This is a genomic window from Actinoallomurus vinaceus (assembly GCF_039542055.1).
GTDB lineage: Bacteria > Actinomycetota > Actinomycetes > Streptosporangiales > Streptosporangiaceae > Actinoallomurus > Actinoallomurus vinaceus.
Genome location: NZ_BAABHK010000024.1, coordinates 35,748 through 55,747 on the forward strand (window position 1 = coordinate 35,748; position 20,000 = coordinate 55,747).

The 20,000-nt window shown below is 68.3% G+C and carries 21 protein-coding genes; 11 read left to right on the forward strand and 10 right to left on the reverse strand.

Annotation, left to right across the window (positions count from 1 at the left end; all coding sequences use genetic code 11):
* Positions 1 to 34 precede the first annotated feature (34 nt).
* A complete protein-coding gene (locus ABEA24_RS48110) occupies positions 35 to 580 on the reverse strand; it encodes a hypothetical protein (protein ID WP_345442238.1) in 546 nt (181 codons plus the stop codon).
* A gap of 100 nt (positions 581 to 680) precedes the next feature.
* Here ABEA24_RS48110 and ABEA24_RS48115 point away from each other — a divergent pair, with 100 nt between their 5' ends.
* Both ABEA24_RS48115 and ABEA24_RS48120 read left to right on the forward strand, forming a co-directional pair.
* Positions 681 to 1,259: a TOPRIM nucleotidyl transferase/hydrolase domain-containing protein gene (locus tag ABEA24_RS48115; RefSeq protein ID WP_345442241.1), complete on the forward strand. Its 579-nt coding sequence runs from the start codon at positions 681 to 683 to the stop codon at positions 1,257 to 1,259.
* A 76-nt stretch (positions 1,260 to 1,335) separates the two neighbouring features.
* On the forward strand, positions 1,336 to 2,142 hold the full coding sequence (locus tag ABEA24_RS48120) for an MBL fold metallo-hydrolase (RefSeq protein ID WP_345442244.1): 807 nt from the start codon (positions 1,336 to 1,338) through the stop codon (positions 2,140 to 2,142).
* 19 nt (positions 2,143 to 2,161) lie between these two features.
* Here the strand turns inward: ABEA24_RS48120 and ABEA24_RS48125 are convergent, their stop codons facing one another.
* Complete coding sequence (locus ABEA24_RS48125) at positions 2,162 to 2,476, reverse strand: MarR family winged helix-turn-helix transcriptional regulator (protein WP_345442457.1); 315 nt, start codon at positions 2,474 to 2,476, stop codon at positions 2,162 to 2,164.
* Here ABEA24_RS48125 and ABEA24_RS48130 point away from each other — a divergent pair.
* The gene (locus ABEA24_RS48130; protein ID WP_345442455.1) at positions 2,469 to 2,822 is read left to right on the forward strand and encodes a UbiX family flavin prenyltransferase; all 354 of its coding nucleotides are present in this window, start codon (positions 2,469 to 2,471) and stop codon (positions 2,820 to 2,822) included. The genes ABEA24_RS48125 and ABEA24_RS48130 overlap by 8 nt on opposite strands.
* Positions 2,822 to 4,324 carry a UbiD family decarboxylase gene (locus tag ABEA24_RS48135; protein ID WP_345442247.1) on the forward strand — a complete coding sequence of 501 codons (1,503 nt, stop codon included), beginning with the start codon at positions 2,822 to 2,824 and terminating at the stop codon, positions 4,322 to 4,324. Before ABEA24_RS48130 ends, ABEA24_RS48135 begins: the two co-directional genes overlap by 1 nt.
* 9 nt (positions 4,325 to 4,333) lie before the next feature.
* On the opposite strand, the gene ABEA24_RS48140 is transcribed toward ABEA24_RS48135, so the two are convergent.
* Positions 4,334 to 4,924, reverse strand: coding sequence for a TetR family transcriptional regulator (locus tag ABEA24_RS48140; RefSeq protein WP_345442250.1), 591 nt, complete (start codon positions 4,922 to 4,924; stop codon positions 4,334 to 4,336).
* A 96-nt stretch (positions 4,925 to 5,020) separates the two neighbouring features.
* Between ABEA24_RS48140 and ABEA24_RS48145 the strand changes: the two genes are divergently transcribed.
* Positions 5,021 to 5,896: an SDR family NAD(P)-dependent oxidoreductase gene (locus tag ABEA24_RS48145; protein ID WP_345442253.1), complete on the forward strand. Its 876-nt coding sequence runs from the start codon at positions 5,021 to 5,023 to the stop codon at positions 5,894 to 5,896.
* Between the two features lie 40 nt (positions 5,897 to 5,936).
* On the opposite strand, the gene ABEA24_RS48150 is transcribed toward ABEA24_RS48145, so the two are convergent.
* Positions 5,937 to 7,784, reverse strand: coding sequence for a methyltransferase (locus tag ABEA24_RS48150; RefSeq protein ID WP_345442256.1), 1,848 nt, complete (start codon positions 7,782 to 7,784; stop codon positions 5,937 to 5,939).
* Positions 7,785 to 8,272: 488 nt separating this feature from the next.
* Positions 8,273 to 9,799, reverse strand: coding sequence for an FAD-dependent monooxygenase (locus ABEA24_RS48155; RefSeq protein ID WP_345442259.1), 1,527 nt, complete (start codon positions 9,797 to 9,799; stop codon positions 8,273 to 8,275).
* 96 nt (positions 9,800 to 9,895) lie between these two features.
* Here ABEA24_RS48155 and ABEA24_RS48160 point away from each other — a divergent pair, with 96 nt between their 5' ends.
* A complete protein-coding gene (locus ABEA24_RS48160) occupies positions 9,896 to 10,573 on the forward strand; it encodes a TetR/AcrR family transcriptional regulator C-terminal domain-containing protein (protein WP_345442261.1) in 678 nt (225 codons plus the stop codon).
* An 8-nt stretch (positions 10,574 to 10,581) separates the two neighbouring features.
* Entirely contained in the window at positions 10,582 to 11,472 is an 891-nt protein-coding gene (locus ABEA24_RS48165) for a DUF1963 domain-containing protein (RefSeq protein WP_345442264.1), read from the forward strand.
* Positions 11,473 to 11,477: 5 nt separating this feature from the next.
* On the opposite strand, the gene ABEA24_RS48170 is transcribed toward ABEA24_RS48165, so the two are convergent.
* The 3 genes from ABEA24_RS48170 to ABEA24_RS48180 all read right to left on the reverse strand — a co-directional run bounded on the left by ABEA24_RS48170 (position 11,478) and on the right by ABEA24_RS48180 (position 15,403).
* Positions 11,478 to 12,449: a zinc-binding dehydrogenase gene (locus tag ABEA24_RS48170; RefSeq protein ID WP_345442267.1), complete on the reverse strand. Its 972-nt coding sequence runs from the start codon at positions 12,447 to 12,449 to the stop codon at positions 11,478 to 11,480.
* 175 nt (positions 12,450 to 12,624) lie between these two features.
* On the reverse strand, positions 12,625 to 14,046 hold the full coding sequence (locus tag ABEA24_RS48175; RefSeq protein WP_345442270.1) for a glycoside hydrolase family 47 protein: 1,422 nt from the start codon (positions 14,044 to 14,046) through the stop codon (positions 12,625 to 12,627).
* Between the two features lie 148 nt (positions 14,047 to 14,194).
* Positions 14,195 to 15,403, reverse strand: coding sequence for an MFS transporter (locus ABEA24_RS48180; RefSeq protein WP_345442272.1), 1,209 nt, complete (start codon positions 15,401 to 15,403; stop codon positions 14,195 to 14,197).
* A 77-nt stretch (positions 15,404 to 15,480) separates the two neighbouring features.
* Here ABEA24_RS48180 and ABEA24_RS48185 point away from each other — a divergent pair, with 77 nt between their 5' ends.
* On the forward strand, positions 15,481 to 16,461 hold the full coding sequence (locus ABEA24_RS48185) for a LacI family DNA-binding transcriptional regulator (RefSeq protein WP_345442275.1): 981 nt from the start codon (positions 15,481 to 15,483) through the stop codon (positions 16,459 to 16,461).
* Between the two features lie 62 nt (positions 16,462 to 16,523).
* Positions 16,524 to 16,994, forward strand: coding sequence for a hypothetical protein (locus ABEA24_RS48190; RefSeq protein WP_345442278.1), 471 nt, complete (start codon positions 16,524 to 16,526; stop codon positions 16,992 to 16,994).
* On the opposite strand, the gene ABEA24_RS48195 is transcribed toward ABEA24_RS48190, so the two are convergent.
* Together ABEA24_RS48195 and ABEA24_RS48200 are read right to left on the reverse strand one after the other, a co-directional pair.
* The gene (locus tag ABEA24_RS48195; protein WP_345442281.1) at positions 16,991 to 17,596 is read right to left on the reverse strand and encodes a Uma2 family endonuclease; all 606 of its coding nucleotides are present in this window, start codon (positions 17,594 to 17,596) and stop codon (positions 16,991 to 16,993) included. The genes ABEA24_RS48190 and ABEA24_RS48195 overlap by 4 nt on opposite strands.
* 125 nt (positions 17,597 to 17,721) lie before the next feature.
* Positions 17,722 to 18,459, reverse strand: a complete 738-nt coding sequence (locus ABEA24_RS48200) for a hypothetical protein (RefSeq protein WP_345442284.1) — start codon at positions 18,457 to 18,459, stop codon at positions 17,722 to 17,724.
* A gap of 220 nt (positions 18,460 to 18,679) precedes the next feature.
* Between ABEA24_RS48200 and ABEA24_RS48205 the strand changes: the two genes are divergently transcribed.
* Both ABEA24_RS48205 and mgrA read left to right on the forward strand, forming a co-directional pair.
* Entirely contained in the window at positions 18,680 to 18,910 is a 231-nt protein-coding gene (locus ABEA24_RS48205) for a hypothetical protein (RefSeq protein ID WP_345442286.1), read from the forward strand.
* A 61-nt stretch (positions 18,911 to 18,971) separates the two neighbouring features.
* Positions 18,972 to 19,997 (forward strand): L-glyceraldehyde 3-phosphate reductase, encoded by a 1,026-nt coding sequence (mgrA, locus tag ABEA24_RS48210; RefSeq protein ID WP_345442288.1) that lies wholly within the window; start codon positions 18,972 to 18,974, stop codon positions 19,995 to 19,997.
* Positions 19,998 to 20,000 lie beyond the last annotated feature (3 nt).

The window sequence follows — 20,000 nt, forward strand, 5'->3', positions numbered from 1 at the left end:
GAGAGCCCTCGCCCAGGTGGGATGAGGGCTCTCGTCAGCAGAGTGGGTCGTCGGGATCGGGTTTCGCCCGGCTCCACGCTTCTTCGAACTCGGCGGCGTCGATCTCCATGGCGGCGTACTTCGGGTCGTAGAGGTCGAGGGGTGGGTTGATCGGCCAGTCGCCGGACTCCGTCCTGGTGCCGGGGGCGTCGCCGGTGAGGGCGACCTGGCGGAGCCAGCGTCCGTCGGGGCCGAACTCGACGAGGTATCTGGCGTCTTTGTCCTCTTCATCTGGCATGTCGAGGTAAACGCGGTCCCGGCCGGCCAGGGCGCCGTAACCGGGCTGGTCCCGGTAGCCGTTTCGCTGGTCCCGTAGCGCGGTGAGCGCCGAATCGAGCGATGGCGCGTCGATGTCGACCTCGTCGAGGGACCACGTCTCCGCCCGTGACACGGCGTCCGGGTCGGCGACCACCTCGACCTCGGCGAACGTCTCCACGATCTGCTGCGCCGAGGAGGCCCGGATCCACCACCAGAGTCCGCCCATTCCATAGTCGTGAACGACGAGGTACCGGGCTTTCGCGGGCGCAGGCGATTCGGTCACGCCGCCGACCGTATCGATCTCGCGCACCCGGCCCCGGCCGGTACGGCGGTCGTCGATAAAAGGGGACGAACCTTGCCGGGTTCGGTGCGAGGCTGGGCTCGTGAACGACGCGCACACCGTGGTTCTGGTCGAGGGAGCCAGTGACAAGTCGGCCGTCGAAGCGCTGGCCGAGCGCCGTGGCCGGAACCTCGCGGCCGAAGGAATCTCCCTGGTGGCGATGGGCGGTGCCACGAACATCGGGGCGTACGTCCGCAGGTTCGGTCCTTTCGGTCGCGATCTCCGGCTGGCCGGTCTGTGCGACGTCGGCGAGGAGGGCGACTTCCGAAGGGGGCTCGAACGCGGCGGCCTCGGATCCAGTCTCAGCCGAAGCGATCTGGAGGCGCTCGGGTTCTTCGTGTGCGTCGCCGACCTCGAAGACGAGCTGATCCGTGCCCTCGGTACCGCCACGGTTGAGCGTGTTGTCGATGCCGAGGGCGAGCTCGGCTCGTTTCGCACGCTTCAGAAGCAACCCGCATGGCGTGGGCGGACCACTCACGACCAGCTGCGCCGGTTCATGGGAGCAGGCAGCGGCCGCAAGATCCGCTACTCCGGCCCGCTCGTCGCGGAGCTCGATCTCGATCGCGTGCCGCAACCGCTCGATCGGCTGCTGGCCCACCTGTTGGACGGTCGGGGACGATGATCTTGCCGAACTACGCTGTACCCACGAGGGCGTCCGACCGCCCCGTGCGGAGCACGACCGAGGAGCCACGATCGCGATGACGACCAACCCGCTGACCCGGCAGGAGTGCGCCGCGACCGTCCTCGGCGGGCCGACCGTCGTCATCGACCTCGGCGGCCTGCGGATCGTCAGCGACCCCACGTTCGACCCGCCCGGCCCTCACGGATACCTCACCAAGACCGTCGGACCGGTCGCGACGGAGGAGCAGGTCGGTGCCGTCGACCTCGTCCTGGTCAGCCACGAGGCCCACCCGGACAACCTCGACGACCGCGGTCGGGCCTTCGCGCTGTCCGCCCCGTTGGTCCTGACCGGTCCCCGCTCCGCCGAGAAACTCGGCTCGCCCGCCGTCGGCCTGGCCCCCTGGACCACCCACTCCCTGTCTCGTCCAGACGGCGGCGAGCTGGCCGTGCTCGCGGTCCCGGCCGTCCACGGCCCCGAGGACGGCGAACGCGACGCCGACGGCAACGTCAACTGCGAGGTCATCGGTTTCGTCCTGTCAGGACAAGACCTGCCCACCGTCTACATCAGCGGCGACAACGCCTCGATCCGCGCCGTGGCCGAGATCTCCCGCCGCGTACCGGCCGTCGACGCCGCCGTGCTGCACGCGGGAGCCGCCCGGGTGGCCGCGAAGTTCGACGGACGCCCGCTGTCCCTGGACGGCCGCCGTGTTGCGGCCGCCGCGGCCGTCCTCGGCGCCGACGTGGTCGTCCCTGCCCACTACGACGGCTGGGCTCACTTCTCCGAAGGTCGCGACGACCTCGAACTGGCCTTCCACGAGGCAGGCCTTTCCCCGCTGCTCGCTGTCGCCGAGCACGGCTCTTGGACCTCTCTGCGCCGCGGCTGAACCGCGACACCGCCGGGTCCTACCGGTCGCGGCCCGCGTCCCCGAGTTCCTTGAGTAGCAGAGTCAGGGTTGTGAGTCGTTCGGGTCCGAACAGTTCTTCGATCCAACGGCTTGCTTCCTGCGCCTGCTCGCGGCCCAGGGCTGCTCGTTCGTGCCCGGCAGGAGTCAGAGCGACCAGTTGCCGGCGGCGGTTCTGGGGGTCCGTGCTCTTGGTGATCAGGCCGGCGCCGGTCGCCCCGGTCATCCCCAAGATCACCCGTCGCGGCATGGGAACCAAGAATGACCAGGGTGCGGCGATCTCGTCAGGGTCGTTCCGGATGGACGGAATGATCATCGCACCCTGCAGTATGAAGACCCTCGCCGGAATCCGTGTTGGATACGCCGACAGCCTCATTCCTCGCGCCGCCGACGTCACGCTGAAAGAGCGGCGTCCCCTGGTGCTCGTGCCGAGGGAGACCCCGCTCAGCGAGATCCATCTCGAGAACATGCTGGCGCTCTCCCGTATGGGGGCGAGGATCGTTCCGCCGATGCCGGCCTTCTACAGCCGCCCGAAGACCATCGACGAGCTCGTCGAGCATTTCGTCGTCCGAGTGCTGGATCAATTGGACATCCAGGTGCCATCGGCGCAGCGCTGGGACGGAATGCATCGGCCATCCGAATTGAAAGGCGTAGGGAACTGATGCCCGAAATCGAGGACCTCCGCTCCTACATCTCCGCGCTCGAAGCGCTGGGAGATATTCAGCGCATCTCGCGCGTGATCGATCCGGATCTGGAAGCGTCGGCCGTCACACGACGGTCCACCGAGAACGGCCGACCCGCCCCGTTCTTCGAGCACCTCGGCGGGGTCGACGAGGGGTTCCGCATGATCGGAGCCCCGGGCGCCCTGTCGAGCGTTCCCGGGCATCCGCTGGCGCGGGTCTCCCTTTCCCTCGGCCTGCCGTACACGACGACCGCCGCCGAGTTGGTCGAACATCTCAGGCAGGCGGGCACCAGGCAACTGCTCCCACCACGGCGTGTGGCGGCCGACTCGGCGCCCTGCAAGCAGAACATCCTGATGGGGGAGGAAGCTCGTCTCGACCGATTCCCGATCCCGTTCGTTCACCAGGGAGACGGCGGTCCCTACGTCAATACGTGGGGTGTGATCGTCGCGAGGACACCGGACGGCCGATGGACGAACTGGTCCATCTCCCGAATCATGATGATCGACGATCGGCACATGACCGGACTGGTGCTGCCGAGCCAGCACCTCGGCATGATCTGGAGTGAATGGGAGGCCATCGGCGAGCCGATGCCCTACGCCCTCGTCCAGGGAGGTGACCCGGGCGTTCCCATCGTCGGCGGAATGACCGTCCCGGCCGAGGTCGACGAGGGCGCGTATCTCGGAGCGGTGCTGGGCAAGCCGGTCGACGTGGTGAAGTGCGCGACGAACGATCTGGAAGTGTCGGCCTCCGCCGAGGTCGTCATCGAGGGGCACCTGTCCGCGACGCGTGATGCCGTCGAGGGCCCGTTCGCGGAGTTCCACGGCTGGGCACTGCCCGAGACGTCGCCTCAGCCGCTCTTCGGCATCGAGGCGATCACATACCGAGACGACCCCATCTGGCCGCTGGCCGCCGCCGGACGGCCGGTCGACGATTCGCACGTCGCACCGGCCGCGGGCATCTCCGCAGAGGTCGTCACGGTCCTGCAGGAGGCGGGACTGCCCATCACGACCGCCTGGCTACCGCTCTCCGCCGCCTGCTTCTGGACGGTGATCACGGTCCCGCGGAACTGGCGCGATCTGCTGCCGGGCATGGACACGGCGCGATTCGTGCACCGCATCGGTGAGGTACTGAACGGCACCCGGGTCGGCCGGCTCTCCCCGGTCGTCTATGTCCTCGACGACGACGTGGATCCGTCGAATGACTCGGATCTCCTGTGGGCGCTGGCCGCCAGGGTGCATCCGTCGCTCCGCCAGGAGCAGTGGCACGGGCCGATCATGCCGTGGTACCCGTGCTTCCTCGAGGAGGAACTGCACAACGGCTGGGGAGCCGTCGTCGTGCACGACGCCCTGCTCCCGGCGGTGGGCAGCGGACGCGTTCCGCCCGCCACCTTCGACGGCGTCTTCCCGGCGGATGTGCGCGCCAAGGTCCTCGCCGCCGAGTCCGGGTCAGCGGGCGACACCGGCTCTGCCGCATCGCGCTGACACGCCGCCTCAGGGACGCGGGGTCAGGAGAGTGAAGGCCTGGTCGATGAGGGCGGCGCGGTCGGCGGTGCCGTCTGAGCGCAGCCACTCGCGGGCGACCGCGTCCAGGGCGGCGCCGGCGGCCGCGGTGAGCAGGTCCGCGGTGAAGGCGTCGAGGGGCGCGCCGGGGCGTTCTCGCAGCGCGGCGGCGATCCGGTCGCGTAGTTCGTCGCGTTTCTGGTGCAGGCGCGCGCGCAGCGCCGGGGTCGTCTCGATGAGGCGCAGGCCGGTCAGCTCCCGCTGAGCGGCGTGGACGCGTGGCTCCCAGTCGCGCAGTACGGCGTGCAGGCACGCCCATGCGTCCTCGTCGCCGGGCCGCGCGCGGATGTCCTCGGCGATCTGTTCGGCGAGCTCGTCGACGTCACCGAACAGCACGTCCTCCTTGGTCGGGAAGTAGCGGAAGAAGCTGCGTCTGGACAGGCCCGCGGCGGCGGCGATGTCCTCCACCGTGGTCCGCTCATAGCCGCGTTCGACGAACAGCCCCAGCGCCAGCTCGGCCAGCTCGGCCCGTACCGCGCGTCGTGTCCGTTCCCGCAACCCCGTCGTCTCCGCACGTGTCATGCACTGAGGATAGGTTATGGCACTACGAGAAGGTTTTGGCACTGAGTGACGTACTCTGGTGTCGGCAACGTGATCGCGGATGTGAGGAGAGGGCCCATGCACGGCAAGACCGTCCTGGTGACCGGCGGCACGGCGGGGATCGGCAAGGAGACCGCGCGGGGCCTGGCCCGACTCGGCGCGAACGTGATCCTCGTCGGACGAAACCCCGACCGAGCGAGGAGCGCCGCCGACGAGCTCTCGCGGGAGGCGACCGGACAGGTCATGGCGCTCCCCACGGACCTTTCGGACCTGGCCGGGCTGCGGCGCCTCGCCGAGCAGGTCGCCGAGCGGTACGACCGCCTCGACGTCCTGGTCAACAACGCCGGTGGCATGAACGTCGAGCGGCGGCTCACCCGGGACGGCGTCGAGGCCACGTTCGCCGTCAACGTCCTCGCCCCGTACGCCCTCACGTGCCTGCTCCTGCCGCTGCTGCGGACGGCGGGCAGGGCACGGGCGGTCAACCTGACCGGCGGCCTGCCGGACGGGACGATCGACCCGGACAATCTGCAGGGCGAGAAGGTGTTCCTCGGCTGGACGTTCACCCAGTACAACCACACCAAGACGGCGCTGATGGCGATGAGCCATCGGTTCGCGTCCCGCCTGGAGGGCGAGGGGGTGACCGTCAACGTGGCCTACCCGGGACACGCATACACGCCAGGCAACCAGGCCATTCCCATGCGTGCCTTCCCCTACCTCTACCGGCCCGTCGTCCCGGTGATCAGACTGCTGGGGCCACTGCTGCTGTCGGACGTGGCCAAGGCTGCGCGGTCCAGCGTCTATCTGGCGTCCAGCCCCGAGGCCGAAGAGGTTACGGGTGCGTACTTCGACGCCAAGACGCGCCGCGCGCCGTGGCCTTCCGGCGCATTGGACGAGTGGGGGCAGGAAGCGGTGTGGTCGTTGTGCGAACGCCTCAGCGGTCTGCGCCCAGAGTGAAGTCCCGGGAGCGATACTTCGCAGTGGCTGGAATGACGTTTCAGTTGGCCGCTGGATAAGGTGCGGCAGTCAGTACTGCCATGTCCAAGACGAGCGGGCGCTCGTCGATGAGGTAGAACCCGGCAGAAGTCAGCAGTTCACGATATTCGTCGACAGTGCGTTCGCGGCCTCCGATATTGTTGACGGACATGTGCACGTCCCAGGCGATAGCCAGAGACGGCCTGTTGTCGGTGGGGATGGGGCGTTCGATGATGGCCAGCACTGCTGTTTCCGGCATGGCCTCTCTGCAGTTGGTCAAGATATCGACGCATTGATCATCACTCCAGTCATGGAGGATCCGGGACAGCACGTAGAGGTCACCGCCAGGCGGGACTTCTGCAGTGAAGTCCCCATCGATGAGTTCGCAACGGTCGAGAAGGCCTTCCCTCTTGAAGGTCTCTCGGGCTGCATCGATTACCGCGGGCTGATCGAACAAGACTCCGCGGGTGGAAGGAGATGCGGTCAGTATGCGGCGAAGGAGATCGCCACGCCCGCCGGCGATGTCTACAACGGTATTCACGTCTTTAAAATTGATTACCTCGGGGACCCTGTCGAACCAAGATGATCCGGCCGCCATTGCGCCGTGGAAGATCCGAGCCTGGTCGGGGTGCTGGTTCAGATACTCGAACGGGGGCAGGCCAAAGGCGTGCTCAAAAGCATTTTGACCTGAGCGAACCGAATGAGATAGAGAGCCGAAGCTGTGATAGAAGATACCGCCATATAGGCGTGCAACGTCTCGGAGCGCCCCGGTTCGCAGTGTCCTGCCCAAATCTGTCAGTCTCCAGTGCTGGTCGCTGCGTCGCACCACGCCTAGAGACGCCAGATACCGCAACACTCGGTGCAGTAGATCGGCGTCGGCATTTACTAGACTCGCGAGTTCGGCGCTGGTCGCGGGCTGCTCCTCGAGATGGTCAGCTATTCCGAGCTCTGCGGCCACACAAAGGGCCTGGGTGACCCAGGCGCCCGTCAGCAGTTCCAGCATCCGTCGTGTCGGTTCCTCCTGGCTGGGCACGGTGGCTGCCGGAGTTTCCAGCTCTGTGTCCGGTAGGGCGGGCGGCCCGGACCGGAGGTCATCTTGTCCCTGTGCCCGAGTGGCCTGCAGATGCATGGCCAGGATCTGCTGGTGGCCATCGATGACCAGCTCCAGCCTGCGTGGCCATCCTTGCGGGAGGAGCTGGCCGCTGGTCTGGAAGTACAAGACCGTACAGCCGATCGGGCCTTCATGGGGATTGAAGCCCCCTCCGTCGGGTGCCATGAGACCAGGGCCCGTGAGTAGGCCCCACAATCGCTTCAGCAAGTGATTCTCAGGCACGAGAACTTTGAGCGCGAAATGAGTTTCGCGGTTGGAGCGGCGTTCGTCGTCCACCAACTGCGAATGCCGGCCGCCGGGATCGGTAGGGCAGACGAAAATCTCGATCTCTTCGGCGCAGTTTCCGGGGACGTTCGGCAGGGCCGCATGCAAGATCTGGATCTGTAGATCAGATGCAGAAAGGTCGTATCGACGGGCGACCCTGCTGCGTACGACGGTGCTGGGTCTCGGTGGCCCAGGATCCAGCCCGATGTCCGACAGACGGCCGGCGGCGGCAGCGACCGTGCCGACCGGAAAAACCATAATGGATCCGTGGACGAACCGGCAGTGCTGTGCGAGGTCGGCGGCCACGTACGCAGGAGTTTTCCGGGGCAAGACCTTGGCGAGAATCTCCGTGGTGGTATGTGATCGAATGAAAGTGACCATCTGTCGGATACGTCGAATGTCAACGTCTTCTAGACCGGCGGACACCGCGTCGGCCTGCGTGCCGTCGGTCACGGGCTGTCCATCGTCGGCAGAGATTGTCTGGTGCGTTTCCATGCGAATCTCCCGTGGATCTCAGATGCCGTATCCTGCAATCAAATCAGCGGGGCAGCATGCAATGTTCGGAGGTATGGAGAACGTTTACGGAGTCGTCAACTTACTCGTTGTCGTCTGTGATGTCAATTGATGAGCCTAATGAGACCAGAAATCAGATGGAAAGGAGAAGCCGATGTGACTAACTTCACAATGAGTTGGCTGAACCGATTGGTTAAATGAAACTTAAATTATGGTGTACGCGACGGCTGGGTGGCCAAGTGCCGGGATGGCGGCAAGGAAGCATTGAAGGCCAAGCCTCCGACGGAATGACAACAAACCTGCGATTGCGTGTTCGTCGATCAGCACTTTGAGCCACGTCAACTCGGCGATGCGGGACATGTCGCCGTACGGTGACGTTGCCCTTGTCCGTCGCCGTACCGGTGCCGTAGTCGTAGGTGAAGCCCCGGGAGTCTCCCGGGGCTTCGGGGCGTGATGAGAGATGTCGGTCGTCAGGCGGTGGTCGTGACGGCGGCCGGCGACCCGAACCAGCCGGCGAGCGCGCCCGCAAGGCCGGTACGGTCGGCCGGGTCGTCCTGCGACGAGGCCCAGGCGACGTATCCGTCGGGGCGTACGAGCACCGCGGCCAGGTCATGAGACGAGCCGCCACGTGCGCGGACCACCCGTACCCGATCGGCGTATCCGTCGGCGGCCGAGTGCGTCCAGGAGGATCCGGCCAGGTCGAGCAGCACTCCCCGGCCCTCACACAGGAGGGCCGGGTCGTCCAACCCCAAGGCGGGCATGAACCGGCCGACCAGGGGATGCGCCGACTCCGGGGCGTAGTTGATGTCCAGGCCGTTGGCCATCGCGACGAAGTGTCGCTTGGCGTCCGGGATCGTCAGCACCTCGGAGATCACCTCGCGCAGGGCGTCCGTCTGTGGGCCGGGGCGCATCAGGGCCACCTGGGCGCGGGTGTTGCGCAGCACGCGTGCCGCGACGGGGTGCCGTTCGGCGGTGTAGGTGTCGAGCAGCCGTTCCGGCGCGTGGCCGCGGACGACCAGGGCGAGCTTCCAGCCGAGGTTGACCGCGTCCTGCAGGCCGAGGTTGAGCCCCTGGCCGCCGATGGGGGAGTGGACGTGTGCGGCGTCTCCGGCGAGCAGGATGCGGCCGTGCCGATAGGTCTCCGCGTGGCGGGTGTTGTCGCTGTACCGGATCCCGGCCTCCAGCCGGGTGACGGTCGCCTCTTCGCCGCTCACCCGGCAGATGCTGGCCTGCATCTCTTCGGCGGTCATCGGCGTGTCCCGCTCGCCGGGGCCGCCGTTGAACTCGATCGTGGCGATCTCGCCGGGCACCAGTGACAGGTCGAGGAGCCCGCCGGGGCTCCGGAGGGATGAGGTGACCGCGTCGGGGTCGGCGAGTTCGGCGACCGCGGTGCGCCCGGTCATCGTCGGAGGCGTGCCGGGGAACGCGATGCCGGACCGCTTGCGCACCGTGCTGCGGCCGCCGTCGCACCCGACCAGGTAGGCGGCGCTGAGGGTCGTGCCGTCGGCCAGCACGGCGCGCACGCCGGTGCCGTCGTCGGTGACGTCGACCACCTCCCGGCCGGCCTGGATCCGTACGCCGAGCGCGGTGGCGTGGTCGGCGAGGATCTCCTCGAGCACATGCTGCCGGAGCATGATGTAGTCGGCCGGGTCTCCCGTCGCGTCCTCCAGCAGCGGCAGGCCGCTGAAGTGCCCCCGCGTGCGACCTTGCCGGACGGCGCTCACCAGGAGGGCGACGAGGTCGGCGCGGTCCGGTCGGCTGTCGGCCGACAGCCGGTCGAACATCGCCCATTGGGCCGCGAGCAGCGGTTCGGCCAGCCCGCGCAGCGCCAGCGTCTGGCCGCTGCGGGTGTTGATCGACCGCAGTCCGAGGCTGCGGGTCCGGCGTTCGGTGCTGTCCGCCGCCTCGAGGACGAGCGGGTCGACGCCCGCCAGCTTCAGTTCCGCGGCGAGCAACAGGCCCGTCGGTCCGCCACCGACCACGATGACATCGGTCATGAGAACGCTCCTTACTTACGGCGTATGCTTACGGCGTAAGTAGAGCACGTACGGTGTAAGTTCTGTCAAGCCGAACGAGGAGGACCGAGGAACCGGATGGCACGACGCGAGCCGCTGAACCGCGAGAAGATCCTGGACGCCGCCCTGGCCCTGGCCGCCGAGGAGGGCCTGGACGGGCTGTCCATGCGGAAGCTGGCCAAGTCCCTGGGCGTCGAGGCGATGTCGCTCTACAACCACGTCTCCAACAAGGCCGACATCCTCGACGGCATCGCCGAGCGGGCGTTCGGCGAGATCGAGTGCCCCGACCCCGCCCTCCCGTGGCCGGACCGGGTGCGCGCCATCGCGCTGAGCATGTACCGCGCGTTCAGCCGCCACTCCGTCGTCCCCCTCGCGCTGGCCACCGACCAGGCCAACCCGACGTCCGAGACGGCGCTGCGGCCGCTCGACGCCCTGGTCGGCGCCCTGTTCGAAGCCGGCTTTCCCGACGACGACGCCCGCCGAATGCTCACCGCCGTCAACAGCGTGATCTTCGGGTCGCTCCTGCTGTCCACCGCCGGGTTCACGGTCGACGACTTCCCCGCCGATGCCGGTGGCAGGCAGGTCGATCTGTTCGCCCGGCGGATCGATCCGGCCCGCCTTCCGCACTTCAGCCGCCTGCTGACGACCCTTCCGGCGGCCGACCCTCAGGTGGACTTCGAGCGCGCTCTGGACGTCCTCATCACGGGCCTCGTCGCGGCAGCGCCCGGCGGCGCCCCGAACTCACCGGCACCATAATCGTGATCATGACGGATTCGGTGAGCTACGAGGAAGCATGCGCGAGGGTGCGGGAGCTGTGCGTCGAGCACCTGGGCGAGCACATCGGGACGCAGGTCGCGGCGCTGGTCAAGCCGGGGTTCGGGCTGCGTCCGGTGAAGCCCGGCATCGCGGCGGCGGGACACAGCCGGTGGGGCGGCCGGGCGTTGCTGAACCCCGGAACGCCGTGGCCGGAGTACGAGGGCGTTCCGCTGAGCCTGTTCGCGGTCCTGGACGTCGACGCCCTCGGCCCCTGGCTCGGCGACGAGCGCCCACCCGCCGGCGACGGCCTCCTCAACGTCTTCTACTGCGATCCGGACAGCGAGCGCGGATACGTGTACGAGGACGCTCCTCTCCTTGACTTCGAGGATCCGCGACACTGCCGGATCATCCCCGCGGACCCCGCGCGGGCGACCGAGGTGGAGGCGCCCGCCCCGGCGTCGATCCGCGACCCTGAGCCGTTCTACGCGGTGCCGGTCGTGACGCTTCCCTCGGCACGCGGCGTCGACTACGACCCGATTCTCGACACCCTGGATTACGGCGGGGAGACCGAGGATTCCACGCACTATAGGTCGATGCCAGGCTGGCTGGTCTCGGACCGCTTCGGTGACGTTTGGAGCGAATTCTGCGAGAAGGAGCAGGGCCTCTACAAATATGAAGACGTGTACTTCTCGCCCGACCAGGCGTTCGGCTGGCCGCACCTGGAGAACAGCTTCGCCGTGCTGAAGGAGATGCCGGGCGACGAGCCCTACCGCCACATCATCACAATCGGGCACTACAACCTGGACGGCGACGGCGGTTACCTGCATTTCGTACTCCCGGGCAAGGCGTTCCGCGACGGTGACTACGAGCAGGCGGTCGCCTTGCACGAGGGTTTCTAGCGCCGTCAGATCAGCAGCAGGGTCTTTCCCAGGGCGGTGCGGTCTTCGATCGCGGCGTGTGCGTCAGCGGCGCGTTCCAGGGGGAAGGTCTGCCCGATGACCGGCCGGATGAGCCCCGCCGCCGCTTGCGACATCATCCGTTCTGCCCACCGGACCATATGAGGTCCAAAATCGAAGAGCTGCTCGATGCCCAGCACTTCCACGTTCTTGCGCCGTGCCTCCGCGGGATCGATGACCGTGGCCTGCCCGCTGGATGCACCGTGCACGGAGAAACGGCCGCCGGGGGCCGTCACCTCGAACGCCGCCCGCCCGATCTCCCCACCGACGCCGTCGAACACCACGTTCGGTCCCGTGCCACCGGTCGCCTCGAGTACGCGCTCGGTCCAGCCCGGTTCGGAGTAGTCGACCACGGCATCGGCGCCCAGATCCCGGATCAGGTCGAGCTTGCGCGATCCGCGGGCGGCCCCGACGACCCGCGCGCCCGTCGTACGGGCCAGTTGCACCAGCAGGCTGCCGACGCCGCCGGCGGCCGCTTCGACCAGCACCCATTCACCGGGACGGATCTCGGCCCTCTCGGCCAGTCCCTGCGCGGTACTGCCATCGCTGTGCAGGGCGGTGGCCTCCGGCAGGCCAAGCCCGTCCGGAACCGGAAACAGATCCTGAACCGCGGCCACCGCTCGTTCGGCGAAACCGCCGGTCTCTCCCGTGCCCGCGATGACACTCCGCCCCGACCAGGCCGGATCCACCTGGGATCCGACCGAGCTCACCCGGCCCGCCACCAGACCACCCGGAACGTAGGGCAGCTCTGGCCTGGCGTGCCATCTGTCAGTCCCACGCCGGATCTGCGTCTCGACGAACGTCACGCCCGCGACCGCCACCTCGACCACGACCTGGCCCGGCCCGGCCGCCGGATCGGGCGCCTGACCCGGCACCAGAACCTCGGGCCCCCCGAACCGTGTCACCTGAACCACTCGCATATCGCTCGCTCCTGTCTTCCGCCGACGCGGACATCCAGGAGCATGCAACCTCAATCAATGTTGAGGTCAACCAGCAGACCGTCTCCGGCTGAGCGAAACGCAACGGGAGGCGACCGGCGCCGTCGGCCGGGTCAGGCGCGGCGGCTCGAACGGCGCCGATCACGATCTCCGATCGTCAGTGACGGATGAATCCCTTGAAGACGTCGCCTTCGGTGGACAGGTAATTGTCGCGGTAGTTGAAGCGGGGGCAGTCGGAGAACATCAGGTACCAGTACTTCATCTGTTCCGACCACCAGTAGCCGGAGGTCAGGTCGCCGAGCTTCGGGGGCGTCGTCGTGACGTCCGCGACGATGGTCCAGCCGTTGGCGACGCGGGAGTAGCGCTTCTGGGTGAGGTAGTAGTCGTAGGCGCGCTCCCGGTACACCTCCTTGCCGGTGATCAGCCAGAGGTTGAACGCCGAGTCGACGTACTCCGGGCGCAGCTGGTTGCCCTTGTCCGTCGCCGTACCGGTGCCGTAGTCGTAGCCCTCGGGCAGCAGCGGGTAGGTCTTCAGCACCGACGTCCACGCGTCGAAGTACGCCTCGCCGTCGCGCAGGTGACCGCTCTGGCCCAGCAGGCCGGCGTAGAAGGCGGTGAGCTCGGAGGTCTCGCGGCCGAGGGACGCGCCGGTCGCCATGTCGGCCTTGTGGAACCACACCTGACCGCCGTACCGCTCCTTCTCGTGGCGCAGGATCGCGGCGGTGAGCGTGTCGTACCAGTGCTTGAGGTCGGAGTCGCGGAACAGGTCCCAGCCGTCCCACAGGTACTCGAAGAACGAGTCGACCGGCGGGTCGATCCGGGAGGCGGTGTCGGTCCAGGCGCCCGTCTCGATGTCGATGCCGCTGCCGACCAGGTCCAGTGGCGAACGCCGGTCGTACACCGCCTTCAGTGCCTTCTTCGCGGCGTTGTAGTAGCGGTCGTCGTGGACGAGGCGGGAGAGGGTGCCGAACTCGGCGATGATCGTCCCGATCTCGGCGAGCACGTTGACGTTGCCGCTGATCTTGCCCGTGTGCGGGTTGACCAGCCGGTACGGCATGCCGGTGGGCGAGGTCGTGAAGCAGGGGAGCAGGATGTCGGCGATCTTCTTGGCGTTGTCGAGCAGGGTCTTCTCGCCGGTGGCGAGGTAGCCCGACAGCAGCCCGCCGACCATGCGGATGTTGGTCTCGAAGACCTGGACGTCCGCGTTGACGCCCGCGAAGTCGAGGTTGTCCCTGATCCATCCGATGCCGTCGGCGAGCTCGTCGTCCAGGCCCATGAGGTAGAGGGTGCCGAGGGCCTCGACGATCGAGAGTCCGACCGGGTGGTTCTTGTCGAAGAACTCGCTGTACCCGCCGCTGACGGGCAGCAGCTGGTCGTGGCCCCAGGCGTATCGCTTGTAGGACTGCCAGGTGTGCCGGAGTTCGCTGCGGACGTCGTCCGCGACGGGGTGCCAGTTCCGGGAGGAGCGCGCGGGCGTGGCGGCGCTCGCGACACCGCCGGGAAGGGCCGTCGCGGCCAGGCCGCCGAGGGTGAGGGTGCCGAGGAAGGTTCTACGGGAGAGGGGGCTGGGGGCTCTCATCGTTCACCGCCTTGGAGGGTGGATGACAACGTTGTCGTCGTCCCGTCCCTCCTATCACCCTGTGAGGCGTGTGGCCACTGATGTGACCGATGTCGGCCTCTGAGGTGTCCGGGGGCTGAGACCGCGGCAGGGCTCCGGTGACGATTCCTCAGTGAGTGACGGCGACGTCCGGGGAGCGGTCGGCGGCCTCGGGGGAGGCGCCGATCGGTCCCGCGACGAGGACGACCAGGAGGGCGAGGACGCCGCCCGCGCCGGCCACCGCGAACGCCGCGTGGACCCCGCCCGCGTCGCCCGCCAGCCCGGCCAGCGCCGCGCCCGCCGAGCTGCCCACCCCGAACGCCGTCACGAGCCACGCGAACGCCTCCGTCACCGTGCCGCGCGGCGCGAGGTCGTCCACCAGCGTGAACGTGCAGGCCAGAACCGGGGCGAGGAACAGCCCGCTGGCCATCGCCAGTACCGGCATCACCGGCATCCCGGGCGCCCACGTCAGGGGCAGGTAACCGGCCGCGAGCCCCGCCATCAGCAGGACCAGCCGCCGGTACGCCGGGCCGCGCCGGGGTCGCAGCCCGTACACGATCCCGCCGGTCAGTGCCCCGGCGGACATGAGCGCGAGCAGAAGCCCGGAGGCGTACGAGGCGTGGCGCGCGTCGGCGTAGGCGACCACCGCCACGCTGAACACCCCCAGTGACACGCCGACGCACGTCAGCGCGGTGATCAGGACCCGTATCCCGGACGAGCGCAGCGGCCCCGCCCAGTGCCCGCCGCCCGGCTCGCCTCGCCACGCCCGCGAGGGACGCGACGTTGTGACCACGAGCGTGCCCGCCACCCCGAGGGCACCGGTCAGCAGCAGCGCCGCCCCCGTCGAGACGGCGGTGGCGGCGATCACGAGCAGGGGCCCGACCGTGAACAGCAGCTCCTGGGAGGCCGCGTCCAGCGCGTACGCGGCCTGGACCTCGGCGGGGCCGTTCAGGACGGACGGCCACAGAGCCCGGAGGCCGGCTTCGAGGGGCGGCGTGGCGAACCCGGCCAGGACCACCGCGGCCGTCGCGACCGCCGGCGACCGTACGCCGAACGCCGCGAGCAGCGCGAAGCCCGCCGCCGCGGCCATCGCCGCGGAGGCGAGGATGCGGGGCTGGCCGTACCGGTCCATCGCGCGGCCGAGCACCGGCTGGCCCGCCGCCATGGCCAGGCCGTACACCGCCGACAGCACCCCGGCCAGCGTGTACCCGCCGCCGTGCGCCCGGACGAACAGCACGATCGCGAGCGGGCCCATGCCGTTCGGCAGCCGGCCGAGGAGGGTGCCGCCGAGCAGACGGGCCGCGTACGGCTTCCGCAGGAAGTCGAGATAGGAGCGCATCGAACCCTTGTCATACGTATTACCAAGCCGTCCGGTCATACGTATCACTGATCCGCGCGCAGGTCTAATCTTTTGTCGTGTCCAAGAGACCGACCAGCCGAGACGTGGCCCGGGCCGCCGGAGTGTCCCAGTCCACCGTCTCGATCGTGCTGGCCGGAAAGGCCGAGGGCAGGGTCACGCCCGAGACCCGGCAGGCGGTTCACGAGGCCGCGCGGCGGCTCGGCTACCGCCCCAACCTCGCCGCCCGCAACCTGCGCCTCGGCCGCACCCGTACGGTGCTGCTCGTCGTCCCCACGCTGACCGGCGCGGTGTTCGGCCCGATCTACGCCGGCGCGGCCGAGGTCGCGGCCTCGCGCGGGTTCGGCGTCGTGCTCCACCCCTGGCCCGATGACGCCGGCCCCGCCCGCAGCCAGGTCGACACCCAGGCCATCGAGGGTGTCCTGGCCTCCTCCATCGTCGGCGGCATCAGCGACTTCGGCGACCTGCCCGTCGTCGTGATGGACAGCGACCCGGCCGCTCCGGCGCCGACCATCAACTTCGACGTCGCCGGGGGCATGCGCGCCATCGCCGGCCACCTGGCCGAGCTCGGGCACCGCCGAATCGGCCACGTGGCCGCCGCCGTCGACGCCTGGACCTTCCGCGTACGCGGCGAGGCGCTCGCGGACGCCTTCCCCGGCTCGCTCATCCGCCAGACCACCGCCATCGACGTCGCGGCCGCCCGGCAGGCAGCCCTGCGGCTGCTCGACCGCCCCGACCGCCCGTCCGCCGTCGTCTGCGACGACGACCTCATCGCCGCCGGAGCGTACAAGGCGGCCCGCGCCCTGGGCCTGGACATCCCCGGCGACCTGTCCGTCACCGGCTTCGACGACGTCCTCCTCGCGACCGCCCTCGAACCGGAACTCACCACCGTCCGCCTGCCCGCCGAGCGACTCGGCGCGACCGCCATGACCGCCCTCCTCGAACTCCTCGACGGCCGACGCCCCTCCGGCGTCTCGCTGCCCGGCGAGCTCGTCGTCCGCGCCTCGACCGGCCCACCTGCGCAGGCGCGCCCACGCTGAGGGAAGGCATCGTTTCCGCCGGAGCCTCGGCGACGCCGTGAACGCCTACTTATAGTGCGATCATGGCGAATGTTGATCTGCGGCCGGATGTCGATCTGCGGCCCAAGCCCGACGCCGCGCTGCTCTGCGGTGCGCTCGCGACGTCGGCCGGGTACCTGTTGCCGTGGTTCAAGAAGGGCTCGTCGTACGAGTGGTCGTACTCCGGGTGGGGATACGCGACCTTGAGCAACGGCGGCGGGTGGACCCTGGTGACGTTCGCGTGGCTGGCGGTGGCGATCGTGGCGAGCCTGTGGGCGGGGCGCAGCGTCGCCGCCGCGATGTGGGGCGTCGTCGGCGGTGTCGGGGCGGCGGTGTTCGCGCTGGCGACCGTGGCCGCGAGCTTCTCCACGGTGCCGGAGCGGGACAGCCTCAACTACGTCACCGAACTCCCGCTCGGCATCGGACTCCCGATTCTCGCCGGGGGGCTCGGCCTGCTCCTCGCCGGCGGCATCCGCGCGATCGCCCTGCGAGCCTCCGCCCGCGCCGGCGCCTAACGAGGCAGATTCTCGAGGTCGATGGCGATCGGGAACGGCACGGGAACGCTGAGCTTGCCGTGATGGATGCCGGTCACCGCGTACGTCTTGGTCGCCGGGTCCAGCTCGTACACGTAGACGACCGGGCGCCCGTCGTTCTCCTCCACTCGCCAGAAGTGGGGGATCCCCGCCTCCGCGTAGCGCGGCGGCTTCAGCTTCCGGTCACGCTCCTCCGACTCGGGGGAGACCACTTCGATCACCAAGTGGACCTCGTCGGGGGTGTAGAACGTCCGGTCGAGGTCATCCGCTGAGGTGGCGTCGATGACGAGCAAGTCGGGGCAGGGACGCATACGGTGCCCTAGTTTGACGTCCATCTGGTTCACCGTGAACAGATGATCTGGAACCTGGGCGTTGAGGCTGACCCTGAGTCCGTGGATCACGTGCTCATGGAAGCGTTTTTGGGGGGACATGAAGACGAGGGCTCCATCGATGAGCTCGACGTGCTTGAAGAAGTCGGGTTCGCCGTTGGGACCGTCGGAGGGCAGCCGGTCCATGTCGTCGGCGGTCCATCCCCATGGGGGAGGGGACGGCCAGTACTCGAGTGCGCTGGTCACGTCGTGCATGGTAGGTCCGTTCCCGTCGCTCTGTGTACTCATTCGACTATTTTCCGCTACCGGCTTCGTGTCCTCCTCCTCATTCTGGTCCAGGGGCGCGCGGCGAGGGTAGATGTCCGGCCCGCGTCGCCCCGTCAGCGCAGCGGGCCGGTCACCGACTCGATCCTCTGTCGTCCCTGTGCACCGCGATACCAGGCCATGACGACTTCTTCTCTATCGATTTCGTAGGTGGTCAGCCAGGCGTGTACCGCAACCTGCTCGTCGGCGAACCAGCGGTTCCACGGACTGGACGCTTGCGTCACTTCCGGCACCAATCCCCGAAACCGCTCCGACGACACATTCGCCAAGCCCCATCCCGGACCCTTACCTTCAACCGGGACTGCCTCCTGCCAACGGTCGACGCGACGCGCCATACGGTGTGGTGCGATGCTTCCATAGATGTATTGGGCGAGCGCGGCCGACTCAATCAGGTTCACCACCGAGTCGGCGATCCACGTCTCCGGGCCAACGACGTCGACGCCAATCCGGCCAGTCGACCAATCGAATGTCAACTGGCAACCTTCGGTGTCGCCGACGACAGCGACCCAGTCGTCGGAGTCGGTAGGCTCCCAACTAGACGTGTAAATCGAAAAATTGTACTGATATTTATGCTGCCCATCACATTCGGGCCGCTCCTGACAGAACGACAGACCGCCGTAGCGGGCGCTAAACTCCACAAGTCGGTCGAGCCCGCCCTCTGGACCGCCCACATCCGTCCACCGATCGCGGAGCTGATCCCGGTCGAGCGTGGCCCCTCGGCGACTGTGCTGGGCCAGGAAATGCTGGGCTCGTACGGTCAGTGCGCTCGGGTCATCGACAACGTGCGGCGTCACAGCGGGATCATAGTTCACTTTTCATACGTGGATGCGATCGCGCCGCAGCTCATGGCGTCCATTGATTCGAGCGCTCGCCTCGGTCGGTGGCAGACTCTTGGCGACCGGGCCGCTGCCGCGGAGCGTCCGAGTGCCGCTCGTGGTACGTCGATCATTGGGTGAGCTGGAATGGGATGTTGAACCGCTTACGGACAGCGTTCCGCCTCTACTCATAGCGAAGATGACCTCCACATGGCCGGGCTGGCTCATTGAGCGACTGCCATTCGGATTCATCGGCCATCTGACCGCCACCGGCCACGACGACGAAGACTTGATCATGACAGGCGCCGACCTGCGTGCGAATGGACGGGCCGAAGACCTCATCGCCGTCAGGAACGGTGGTCGGAGTACGGTGCGCGTTGACCCGAGGCCCTTGCAGCCGCCCCGGGTGCGTGTGATCGAGCAAGCGTGAACCGGACGTTCGCGCGGGGCTCGTGGTCGGAGCGCGTGCCGGACCCGGCAGACTCTTGGGTATGAGCTATGAGGCCGCTGAGAGCAGGTACGACACGATTCCCTACCGCCGGACCGGGCGCAGCGGGCTGAAGCTGCCCGCGGTGTCGCTGGGGCTGTGGCACAACTTCGGGGACGACAAGCCCCTCGACACCCAGCGGGCCATCCTGCGCCGGGCGTTCGACTTGGGCGTGACCCACTTCGATCTCGCCAACAACTACGGACCTCCGTACGGGTCGGCGGAGACCAACTTCGGGCGGATCTTCCGGGAGGACTTCCGGCCGTACCGCGACGAGATCGTGCTGTCGACCAAGGCCGGCTACGACATGTGGCCCGGTCCGTACGGTGAGTGGGGGTCGCGGAAGTACCTGCTGGCCAGCCTCGACCAGTCGCTGAAGCGGATGGGCGTGGAGTACGTCGACATCTTCTACAGCCACCGGTTCGACCCGGAGACGCCCCTCGAAGAGACGATGGGCGCGCTGGACCACGCGGTGCGGTCGGGCAGGGCGCTGTACGCCGGCATCTCGTCGTACTCGGCGGAGCGCACCGCCGAGGCCGCCGCGATCCTGCGCGAGATGGGCACGCCGCTGCTCATCCACCAGCCGTCGTACTCCATGCTGAACCGCTGGATCGAGGGCGGTCTCCTGGACACCCTGGATCGGGAGGGCGTCGGCTGCATCCCGTTCTCGCCGCTGGCGCAGGGCATGCTGACCGACAAGTACCTGAACGGTATCCCCGAGGGCTCACGGGCCGGCCAGGGCAAGTCGCTGTCCCCGGACCTGCTCACCGACGATGCCCTCCGGCACATCCGCGCGCTCAACGAGATGGCCAAGGAACGCGGCCAGTCGCTGGCGCAGATGGCCATCGCCTGGACGCTGCGGGATCAGCGGGTCACGTCGGCGCTGATCGGGGCGAGCAGTGTGGCGCAGCTGGAGGACACCCTCGGCGCCCTGAGGCGGCTCGACTTCAGCGACGACGAGCTGGCCGCCATCGACCGCTACGCGGTCGAGGCGGGGATCAACCTCTGGGCCGCCTCCAGCGCCCACTGACTC

Excerpts from the sequence above, each read along its gene's own strand:
- ABEA24_RS48190 (WP_345442278.1), top strand. The coding sequence starts at position 16,524 with ATGGCGAATGTTGATCTGCGGCCGGATGTCGATCTGCGGCCCAAGCCC.
- ABEA24_RS48145 (WP_345442253.1), top strand. The coding sequence starts at position 5,021 with ATGCACGGCAAGACCGTCCTGGTGACCGGCGGCACGGCGGGGATCGGC.
- ABEA24_RS48135 (WP_345442247.1), top strand. The coding sequence starts at position 2,822 with ATGCCCGAAATCGAGGACCTCCGCTCCTACATCTCCGCGCTCGAAGCG.
- ABEA24_RS48195 (WP_345442281.1), bottom strand. The coding sequence starts at position 17,596 with ATGCACGACGTGACCAGCGCACTCGAGTACTGGCCGTCCCCTCCCCCA.
- ABEA24_RS48205 (WP_345442286.1), top strand. The coding sequence starts at position 18,680 with ATGACCTCCACATGGCCGGGCTGGCTCATTGAGCGACTGCCATTCGGA.
- ABEA24_RS48120 (WP_345442244.1), top strand. The coding sequence starts at position 1,336 with ATGACGACCAACCCGCTGACCCGGCAGGAGTGCGCCGCGACCGTCCTC.
- ABEA24_RS48170 (WP_345442267.1), bottom strand. The coding sequence starts at position 12,449 with ATGCGAGTGGTTCAGGTGACACGGTTCGGGGGGCCCGAGGTTCTGGTG.
- ABEA24_RS48175 (WP_345442270.1), bottom strand. The coding sequence starts at position 14,046 with ATGAGAGCCCCCAGCCCCCTCTCCCGTAGAACCTTCCTCGGCACCCTC.
- ABEA24_RS48180 (WP_345442272.1), bottom strand. The coding sequence starts at position 15,403 with ATGCGCTCCTATCTCGACTTCCTGCGGAAGCCGTACGCGGCCCGTCTG.
- ABEA24_RS48140 (WP_345442250.1), bottom strand. The coding sequence starts at position 4,924 with ATGACACGTGCGGAGACGACGGGGTTGCGGGAACGGACACGACGCGCG.
- mgrA (WP_345442288.1), top strand. The coding sequence starts at position 18,972 with ATGAGCTATGAGGCCGCTGAGAGCAGGTACGACACGATTCCCTACCGC.
- ABEA24_RS48155 (WP_345442259.1), bottom strand. The coding sequence starts at position 9,799 with ATGACCGATGTCATCGTGGTCGGTGGCGGACCGACGGGCCTGTTGCTC.
- ABEA24_RS48150 (WP_345442256.1), bottom strand. The coding sequence starts at position 7,784 with ATGGAAACGCACCAGACAATCTCTGCCGACGATGGACAGCCCGTGACC.
- ABEA24_RS48160 (WP_345442261.1), top strand. The coding sequence starts at position 9,896 with ATGGCACGACGCGAGCCGCTGAACCGCGAGAAGATCCTGGACGCCGCC.
- ABEA24_RS48165 (WP_345442264.1), top strand. The coding sequence starts at position 10,582 with ATGACGGATTCGGTGAGCTACGAGGAAGCATGCGCGAGGGTGCGGGAG.
- ABEA24_RS48125 (WP_345442457.1), bottom strand. The coding sequence starts at position 2,476 with ATGATCATTCCGTCCATCCGGAACGACCCTGACGAGATCGCCGCACCC.
- ABEA24_RS48130 (WP_345442455.1), top strand. The coding sequence starts at position 2,469 with ATGATCATCGCACCCTGCAGTATGAAGACCCTCGCCGGAATCCGTGTT.